8 protein-coding genes are annotated in these 8,155 nt (G+C 53.8%); 4 read left to right on the forward strand and 4 right to left on the reverse strand.

All coding sequences use genetic code 11. From position 1 onward, the window contains the following. Positions 1-37: 37 nt before the first annotated feature. The 4 genes from ACR0LY_RS09605 to ACR0LY_RS09620 are packed head-to-tail and all read left to right on the forward strand — an operon-like array spanning position 38 to position 3,936. Complete coding sequence (locus ACR0LY_RS09605) at positions 38-991, forward strand: glycosyltransferase family 2 protein (RefSeq protein WP_170350121.1); 954 nt, start codon at positions 38-40, stop codon at positions 989-991. Further along, positions 991-2,205, forward strand: coding sequence for a GNAT family N-acetyltransferase (locus ACR0LY_RS09610; RefSeq protein WP_170350122.1), 1,215 nt, complete (start codon positions 991-993; stop codon positions 2,203-2,205). The genes ACR0LY_RS09605 and ACR0LY_RS09610 overlap by 1 nt, the downstream gene beginning before the upstream one ends. Further along, the gene (locus ACR0LY_RS09615) at positions 2,202-3,221 is read left to right on the forward strand and encodes a lipid II:glycine glycyltransferase FemX (protein WP_170350123.1); all 1,020 of its coding nucleotides are present in this window, start codon (positions 2,202-2,204) and stop codon (positions 3,219-3,221) included. Before ACR0LY_RS09610 ends, ACR0LY_RS09615 begins: the two co-directional genes overlap by 4 nt. A gap of 1 nt (position 3,222) precedes the next feature. Continuing rightward, positions 3,223-3,936, forward strand: coding sequence for a polysaccharide deacetylase family protein (locus ACR0LY_RS09620; protein ID WP_170350124.1), 714 nt, complete (start codon positions 3,223-3,225; stop codon positions 3,934-3,936). Here the strand turns inward: ACR0LY_RS09620 and ACR0LY_RS09625 are convergent. From ACR0LY_RS09625 to ACR0LY_RS09640, 4 genes are all read right to left on the reverse strand, one after another. Beyond that, positions 3,911-4,681: a sulfotransferase domain-containing protein gene (locus tag ACR0LY_RS09625; protein ID WP_480640833.1), complete on the reverse strand. Its 771-nt coding sequence runs from the start codon at positions 4,679-4,681 to the stop codon at positions 3,911-3,913. The two genes, ACR0LY_RS09620 and ACR0LY_RS09625, sit on opposite strands and share 26 nt — an antisense overlap. A gap of 223 nt (positions 4,682-4,904) precedes the next feature. Then, positions 4,905-6,236, reverse strand: coding sequence for an O-antigen ligase family protein (locus ACR0LY_RS09630; protein ID WP_170350126.1), 1,332 nt, complete (start codon positions 6,234-6,236; stop codon positions 4,905-4,907). A gap of 155 nt (positions 6,237-6,391) precedes the next feature. Next, positions 6,392-7,183, reverse strand: a complete 792-nt coding sequence (locus ACR0LY_RS09635; protein WP_170350127.1) for a sulfotransferase family 2 domain-containing protein — start codon at positions 7,181-7,183, stop codon at positions 6,392-6,394. Between the two features lie 148 nt (positions 7,184-7,331). Next, complete coding sequence (locus ACR0LY_RS09640) at positions 7,332-7,928, reverse strand: hypothetical protein (RefSeq protein ID WP_170350128.1); 597 nt, start codon at positions 7,926-7,928, stop codon at positions 7,332-7,334. Positions 7,929-8,155 lie beyond the last annotated feature (227 nt).

An 8,155-nucleotide genomic window follows, 5' to 3' on the forward strand; every position in this document is an offset into this window, starting at 1 on the left:
CTGTTGCGATGTGTGTTTCCTCGGAATCGAGAGTTACATGAGTGTTTTATCTGAATCAGAAAGCACGGGATGCGCTGTTTCGATTGTTATCGTAAACTGGAATACGCGCGATATTTTGCACGATTGTCTTCAATCCATAGAAAATCAGACACGCCTGCCTCATGAAATCATTGTGGTGGATAACGCCTCGGGCGATGGCTCGGCCGAAATGGTCAGTGAAAATTTTCCCAACGTAAAACTGATCGCCAACCCCAGTAATCGCGGCTTTGCTGCGGCCAACAATCAGGGGTTGGAGATTGCCAAAGGCGACAAGCTTTTGCTGCTCAATCCCGATACGATCATCCTGGACCATGCGATCGACGTCATGAGCGGATGGCTCGACGCGCATCCGGATGTTGGGTGCGTTGGATGCCAGGTGTTCGAAGACCCCGAAACCATACAGCTGACCTGCTTTGCCGATCCCGGACCGCTAAGCGTGGCGGTTATCGAGTTTGGGCTGAAACGGCTGCTTCCATGGCCGGAATACGGCGGTTGGGACCGGACCACACCGCGCGACGTGGATGTGGTCTCGGGCATGTTCATGATGGTCCCGCGCCCGGTGTTCGAAAAGGTCGGGCTGCTGGACGACGCCTTTTTCATCTATTCGGAAGAGGCCGACTGGTGCCGACGTATCCGAGATGCCGGCTGGCGCTGCGTCTTCGCCCCCGAAGCTCGGATTCTACATCTTGAGGGTGGATCGAAAAGCACCGCACAGATCAAGTCCTGCATGTATGTGCAAAAGCAAAAGAGCAAGACGATCTATGCACGAAAACACTATGGCCGGGTCGGAGAGCTGATAACGCGCAGTATCTTCGTCACCAGCGCGCTGCTGCGGGGCACCACCTTTGGCCTGCTGGGTCTGGTGCGTGCCACACCTGACCGCTCGGCCCGGTTGCGGCTGTCGGGAGCCGCGATCCGGTATCATCTGTTTGGGCAGGAACCTGCCACGTGATGGATGCGGTTTCCACCAGATCACAAGAAGCGCTCGAATGCCTTCAGGCACCGGCCCAGGCCCTTGCCATAAGGGCTGAATGGGATGATCTGGTCACGGCAACCGGCGCCGATATCTATTTCCTGAGCGATTGGCAGGTCGCCTGGTGGGACCACTATGGCAAGAGCTTTGCCTCCAGCCGCCGTCCTGTGTGTTTCATTCTGCGGGACGGGCCCGAGTTGATCGGTGCCTTGCCTTTTTGCATCGAAACGATCTGGGCCGGACCAGTTCCCGTACGCATCGCTCGGCTGGCCGGGGTCGATCCCAATTTCGCGGTCATGGCCTTGCCTATTGCCACCGGTCACGAAGAGGCCGCCCTGCGCGCCGCCTTCACGCATCTGACCCAGCAACTGAACTGCGCCGCCATCAGTCTTTCCCCGATGTCAGAGCGTTCGGTATCGCTGAAAATCCTCCGCTCCATGGATGTGCAAGACGTGTTGCTCTTGCGCGACGACAGCCCGCGCGGACACACTTTGATGGACCTGCCCGACAGCTTTGATGGGTTCATGAAGACGCTATCGAAAAGTCGGCGGCGCGAGGTACGACGGGATATCAAGCGCTTGAATGAAATAGCGCCTTTAAACAACACCAGCTCAAGCCCGGATATGGTCGATCCAATGATGGACCGGTTCATCGCGCTGCACACAAAACAATGGCGGGCCGCTGGGAAAGGCGGGCATTTCTCGGATTGGTCCGTAGCCGCCGGATTCTATCGCGACCTACTGCACCGGCTGGCCCCCAGTGACCGGGCCATGATTGATGAGCAATGGCAAGGCGACAGGCTGCTGTCGAGCCAACTGCGCTATACTCAGGGCGACAAGGCCTATTGGTGGCTGAATGCCCGTGAAACAGATCCTGAATTTGAAAAAGTCGGGCTGGGGCGTGTGGGGCTGATCGAACGGGTAGAGGGGCTGATTACGGATGGTATCCAGCTGGTCGAGGCCGGAGCCGGGGAATACGAATACAAACTGAGTTACGGCGGTACGCTGGTGCCGATCCATAACATCGTGCTGGCCGCGAACCGTCCTGCGGCGCGGCTGAGGGCGCGGGCTTTGCTGTGTTGGGCGGATGCGCTGCACCTGTTTTACTACCGCGCCTGGTTTCTGAAGATTCGACCCCGGCTAGGGCTGAAACCCGGCAAGCTCTGGGCCAGCTGGATACGGACACGACTATGACCGGGTCTCTGACACTGCAAACCGTTGCTGCCGAAGACTGGCCCCGGATCAGTGCCGAATTTCGCGACCTGACCTATGAGCAAACCCTAACCTATGCGCAAGCGGCGGCACGGCGGATCGGGGCCCAGGCGCAATTTGTCAACCTGTCAGATCAGACAGGCAGACCCGTTGCTGCGGCCTGCCTGCGCCTGAAATTAGTGCCGGGCCTGGGGCGAGGCATCGTCTGGATCCCGGCTGGTCCGCTTGTACATCACGAGACCACGCCACAGACACTAGAGGCCGTGTTTACTGCCCTGCGCACCTATGCTGAGCAAAGCGGACATATCCTGCGGTTCCGACTATCTGCGTTATCGGCGCGCAACGTCTCGTCGGTAGATCAGGTTGCCGCTGGGGCTGGCTTTGTGCCAACGGATCGGGCGTCTCACTACAGGACGGTGATCGTCGATTGTGAGCAGGATGAAGACACCTTGATGCGCGCTTTGCACGGCAAATGGCGCAATCCTCTGCGCAATGCGCTCAAGGCGGGGATGGAACTTGAAACTGGTCCGATAACGAACCTGTTCGGGCGCTTTTCCAAGCTCTACGAACAAGTGCAGGCCGCCAAAGGGTTTCAGCCGGACATCCCACCGGAATTCTATTACGCCCTGTCTGGGTCGGATTTCGAACATGACGTTTTAATTGCACGCAAAGACAACGTGGATATCGGCGCGATGACGATCGGATATACCCGCCACAACGCCACTTATCTGTTCGGGGCGACATCGGATGCAGGACGGAGGCTTAATACAGGGCATTTTATGATGTGGCAGGCCATGCTTTATTGTCAGGACCGAGGACTCAAGTGGTTTGATCTGGGGGGCATTGATCAGGACGCCAATCCAAGTGTCACCCGCTTCAAACTCCGCACCGGTGGTGTGAACACTATGGCGGCGGGTCCGTTTGAGGCCCGACAAAGTGGGCTTGGCACAGGTCTAATCAATCTTGCTGAAACACTGCACAGAAAGCTGAAATCCTGACATGGCCCGATTGATTGGTCTCAACTTCCACGGCATAGGCACACCGGCCCGCGACCTTGAAGAAGGCGAGGCACCCTACTGGCTGTCTGAGGCACAGTTTTTTGACGTTCTAGACCGGGTTGCAGACAGCCCCACCCCGTCGACCTACTGCCTGACTTTTGATGATGGCAACCTCTCGGATTACAAGATCGCCCTGCCCGCCTTAAAGCAGCGGGGGCTGACCGCGACGTTCTTTGTTTTGACGGGACGATTGGACGAGCCCGGCTCCCTGACCCGCGATCACGTCAAAGCACTGATGTCTGCCGGAATGGGTGTTGGCAGCCACGGGATCGCGCATGTCGCCTGGAATATGTTAGGAACAGCCGCGCTTGAGCAAGAGCTGACCGGCTCACGCGAAGTGCTGCAAGAACTAAGCGGTGCTGCGGTGACCAAGGCGGGGATACCCTTTGGCAGATACAACGCCCGCGTCCTACGTGCCCTGCGCCGCACTGGTTACAAAACCGCGTTTTCCAGCGATGCGGGATATATGAGCGACACCGCGTTTCTACGCCCGCGCACATCCTTGCGCGGGGATATGACACCGGCTGAGATTGACGCGATCCTTGCGGGTCGGATGCCTGTCAGCAGACGAATGCGTCGCACGGTCAGCATGATCAGAAAACAGTTTTTACCCCTGGAAAAAAAATCCCTTAGACAGCGCCCGTCGAACCTGTAACTGGGGTTCGGGCGTATCCGAATTTTTCCAGAACCTGTCCCAGTTCCTGTTCAATATATGCCACATGCTCGGGCTCTAACTCGTCTTTCCACTGACCGCTGCGGCTGCTGCGGATATGCGCGCCCTCATTGGTTTTCGTGGCAGAGACCTTACTGCGCTTTCCGGCCTCAAACAGACGCATCAGGCGGACGCCCAATTCATGCTCTTGCCCCTGCAACCCCAAGAAATTGAACATCTCGGAATAGACCGCATCACGCTGATCCCCCATCAGATCGTCGTATGACACCTCAAGAATATTCGGATCATCCAAATCCCAGGTCTCAAGAATTTCGCGGCTAAAAAAGATGAAATGACGGATTGTCATGAACAGGCCTTCGGTTTTGTCCGCGGCCTGCAGCTTTTCCTGATAGGTCTGCCCGTTTTCATCCGGGATATGGGCCCAAAGCTCATTGGTCCACAGATGATAGTGATAAGAGGATACGATTATGTCGCGCGGATCACGCATGATATGTATCCCCCGATAGGGGCCAACTTCAGACCAAGGCGTCCGGCTATGGGCCGATAGAAAGACCCTGGTTTCAGGCTGAGGCGCCAGTTTCGAAAGCTCCTCAAATCGCGCATCCAACCCAAAAGCCAGAAACTTTAGCACAGCTTTGAAATAGGTGGTCATGGCCTTGTGGTGCGTCGCGACGAAAATTTTGGGTTGATCTTTTTCGCCAGTACGCGCGCGCCACCTGTTGGACATTAGAAGTGGCAGAATTTGCCAAAACTCAGGGTTTTTCAAAAGCCCATAGTTTTTGCGAAACGAGATGGGAACCTGTGTCAGTTTCTTTTTCAGCGCCGATCGCTTCGGCTTTCGGCCAATTCCGGCATCCGTCGTAATTTTACTTTGCTGAACTGACACTTGTCGAAATCCTCTTGCATCGTTCACCGAACACGCGTCTGTGCCGCCGCCAACATTGGCCCATTCACGTGTCTTCCGACCCAAATCGAGTATATCTTATTCGCCGCCTTCCGCTTTGTTTCATCTCAGATTGTGGCTGATCGCTTTCTTCTTTGGCATTGACCATCCAAAGACCTGCGCCCAGCAAAAACATCAAAAGACACAATGTTGCATCCCAGACGTGCACGGTAACGGCTGCAATGCAAAACCCGGTCAGAGAAAAAAGGTACCCCAGTCGGAAATTTTCCAACCTGCTGGGCAATTGGGCTCGGCCTAAAATCACATAGATCACAATTATGGCAGCCACCAAAAATATGAGTGCTGGCAACCCATAGCGCAAAGCGATGACCAGCCAAAAATTATCAACACTTCCAAGCATCCATCGCGGGCGTGTCCAAGGATTGAACCCAAGCCCGAATATTGGATTTCTAATGACGTCATCTGACGCATAGACAAAAATGTTAATCCGGTTGAAAGCTGTTGACTTCTTAAACGTCAGGTAGGCTGCAAACAGCTGGGCAGGAGGCCTGTCCGCGGCGATTTCAAGGAACAAGTACAGCCCGCCAAGCATATACAACAACATGTTCCACTTTTTCTGTAAAAACGCGAATACGTTCTTCCAGGTCATCAAACCAAGCTGCACCATGATCGCAAGCCATGCCCCTGCTGACAAAGACACAAAAGTGGCCAGAAAGACGCCTCCTGACCTGCTAACTTTGTATGTGAAACCCCTGTCATTCCCCAGGACATACCAAACCAAAGAAAAGGCTACGCTGCAGAAAACACCGTAAAGGATCGGGTGCGGCATCGGCCCCTGTGCCCGGAAAAAGCCCAAGCGCGGTTCGAGTGGAATTGTAGGATATACGTTCCCCACCTTGCTGAACAAATCGAGAAGCATAGAATTGTTCGAAATGAACTGATTGAGGCTAAACGGCAGCATGAGCAGTACCGCAATGAACATCCAGCGCACAAAAGCACGGAATGCATGCTCGTCCCGTATCAACCAGCGCGCTATGAAATACGGACCCGTCGCCTCGACAAATGCGATACCGTTATATTCCCATCTCGAAAACCCGTGGTGGAACACGATCGCCAACACTGTCCAGAATGCAAATCCTAAAATCAGGTAGTCCGGCGCATAGTACCCTCCGGACCCATCAAACCAACGGATCATTGCCGGTACAAAGAAAATCAACAAAACCATGCGATAGCCGCTGAGTTGCAGCCCCGCAACCTGAAAATACAGCGGTAAAATGAAGCTTAGAAACAGCAATGGGAGGATAAACGACCCTGACGAGCGCCCGGTACTGTCACCCGTCGCCTGCAAAGCCCCTCTTGTACCTGTCGATGCTACCAATGAAACTCACCACCATTTTGCGCTTATGATACCAAAAATATCTCCGACCAGTCTGTTATCCCCACCACGGATCACAGAAAAAAAGCACTTTTTTGATAAATATCACAAAGGCTGTGGCTTTCATCCGGTTTAAATCATAGCAGCATTGGATTTAGTTATGCTGCAACATCCTCAAGCGCTTTTTGGTGCAAAGCAAAATCTGCCGCATAATAGTCTTTTACGAAATTACGTATTTCGGGTTCCTCAAAAACAGAAGGCAAGACCGAACCACTTGGCTTCATTAGTATTTTTCGGGCTGAAATGCGCAGCTTCTCGTGTATCGGGTCGGGCAATACTCGCTTGGCAACTGCGCTGCCTGCGTACATGACGCGGCTCAACCCCTGGTAACGAAACACCGTAGTCTGGTTGATATGACCAATTTCCAGTGCGTCGGTCCCGATAAGGCGAGCCAGGTCAGAAACGAAACAATCCATCCGTTCGACAGGGTATAGGTTCCTGACCAGCCGTTTGCCGTCGACCTCAATGAAGCCCGATTGCCGGGTGAAATGGATATATTCCGGCGCAATCACAGCAGGTTCTGATTGTAGATAGGTAATAACCTTGCCGATCTCGTCGCGTATCTCTCGATCCTCAAGCTGCGCGAATTCTTGGCCCAAATACATCTTTGCACGTTGGGCCATGGCAGACCGGAACCGTTGCAACGGATCGCGCAAAAGCGCGTAGCTTTCATAGGTCTCAAGCTTACTGAACGCTTCGGGGTCCAGGTCTCGCAACAAGGACAACGGCAAGTGGCGGAAATCGACCTCACCCAGTTTCGGATGGTTCTCTACAGCTTTCAGAAACCGGCTGTCGGCGTCATGAAATGGTAAGACAGCGTTTCGCACCGATGTTCCCGCGCATTTGGGAACATGAATAAAAATGAAGCGATAGCGATCAGACAAAATCATAAATCATGATCATAGACAGAATACAGAACTTACATAGTGTTATGTGAAAAAGTCCCGCGGAAATTTTGGTGTGGCAAACAGCGACGGGGCGCAATTTTGCGCCCCGTCCAAGATGTTTCACTTTGCCTGCTGGCTACATATAGCGGCGTCAGGCAATCAGCGCGTTGTCGAAAACAGTAGTATCGACAAACTCGACCTCATCATCGATCGCAAAGGAGCTGACCTCACCATCGATATCGGCCCGCCATTGTGATCCAATCGTCCAATTCCGGTTGTTTACATCGCTAAAGTCGAAGTCCACGCCGGTTTCATCAATGACAACCTGATCATCAACAAGAACCTGCAAACGGTCCTCGTCTTCATCCACCAGAACGGTGATCTCATGTTTTTCGAGATCGTTCAGGCCAATGTCCTTTGCTTTGAAGCCTTTGTGGAATTTGGCGTCATTATTGGCGACTTTCACGACCAACCCATCGTCTTTGAGAATCAAGCCAATTTTCTGGTGATTCCAAACAAGGCGCTGCGCGCTTCCATCGGCTTCGTCCCGGGCAAATTCGACCGTAAACCCAAGCTCACTTGAACCACTGAATTCTTCGAGTCGACCCAAGTTTATGTAGTCGTCCTTTCCATCGAATTCTACAACGGGGCCGGATCCGGTATTCACGACGGTCGTGTCACCCTTCAGTCCGATGTCGTCTTGATTCAGCAAACCTCCAATATCGAGAACAAAGTCATCGAACATCATCTGAGACGATTGGCTTGAATCTGGTTGCGTGACCCCGTTGTCAGGTTGGGTTGTCCCGCTATCAGGTTGAGTTGTACCGCTGTCAGGCAGAGTCGTCCCGCTGTCAGGCTGGGTCTTCCCGCTGTCAGGTTGAGTTGTCCCACTGTCAGGCTGGGTTGTACCACTGTCAGGTTGGGTCGTCCCGCTATCGGGTTGCGTGGTCCCACTGTCAGGCTGGGTTGTACCAC

Source organism: Ruegeria sp. BC5 (genome assembly GCF_056539205.1).